The sequence below is a fragment of the Arthrobacter sp. JCM 19049 genome (genome assembly GCF_001310435.1).
The window spans coordinates 1-984 of sequence record NZ_BAXF01000668.1 but is presented as its reverse complement, the minus strand read 5'-3'; the positions used below and the strand labels follow the sequence as shown (position 1 = coordinate 984).

2 pseudogenes are annotated in these 984 nt (G+C 66.8%); both read right to left on the bottom strand.

From position 1 onward, the window contains the following. Window positions 1-187, bottom strand: a pseudogene (locus JCM19049_RS15390) (class I SAM-dependent methyltransferase); the annotation flags it as partial. A gap of 121 nt (window positions 188-308) precedes the next feature. Next, window positions 309-984 (bottom strand): annotated as a pseudogene (locus tag JCM19049_RS15385) (adenosine deaminase); the annotation flags it as partial.

The window sequence follows — 984 nt, the reverse complement described above, 5'->3', positions numbered from 1 at the left end:
GGTCCACTCCGGTGACCTGCCGGCCGGCCGGGCGAAGGTGACGGTCAGGATCCGGTGCCGCACCCAGATCCAGGATGCTGTTGGCCGCATGACGTGCAGCCAGCTCCCGGTAGTAGTCATGATCCGGCCCGTCGGGATTGTCCGCGTCGTAGAGGTCGACGAGCCGGGCCGCGTATTGCTCCCCCATGCCTTTCACCGCTCCCCGCTGCCAAGCACGGCGGGCCGGCGCCGGGCAATCGCGTGGATTACCCGGCACCGGCCCGCGGTGCGTGTTTCAGCCACCCGCGGTGGATGGCTGAGGTGGATGCTTAGTCCTCATCGTCCTCGTCGAAGTCGTCTTCGTCGTACTCATCGTCGAAGTCATCATCCTCGTCGTCCAGCAGGTCCGCGTAGGCGTCGTTGATGTACTCGACCATCATCTCGCGCACCTCCAGCGGCACGAAGGCGGCCTCGGCGGCGTTCAGGGTCAGATCCAGCAGGTCTTCCAGGTCGTAGTCGAACGCCTCCACCAGCAGCTCGTACTCGTCCGAGAGCGTGGTGCCGCTCATCAGCCGGTTGTCCGGGGAGATGGTCACGTTGAACCCGGTCTGCACCAGCAGGTCGATCGGATGGTTCTCGATGCCCTGGCCAAATCCGGCGCTCGCCCCGGTCTGCAGGTTCGAGGACGGGCAGATTTCCAGCGGAATGCCGCGTTCACGCACCCAGTTGGCGACCTGGCCCAGCGAAACCAGGCCGGTGTCCTCCCCCACCTGCTCGCCTTCATCGTCCACCCCACCGAATTCGATGGTGATGTCCTCGGCGATGCGCACCCCGTGGCCCAGGCGCTGGGCGCGGCCGATCAGGATGGCCTCCTTGATGGAGTCGATCCCGGCCGCCTCACCGGCGTGCACGGTGGTGGGGAAGAAGTTCTCGGCCAGCAGGTCGAACGCCTCGGCCATGCGCGAGGGCGGGAAGCCTCCTCGGCGCCGGCGATGTCGAAGCCGA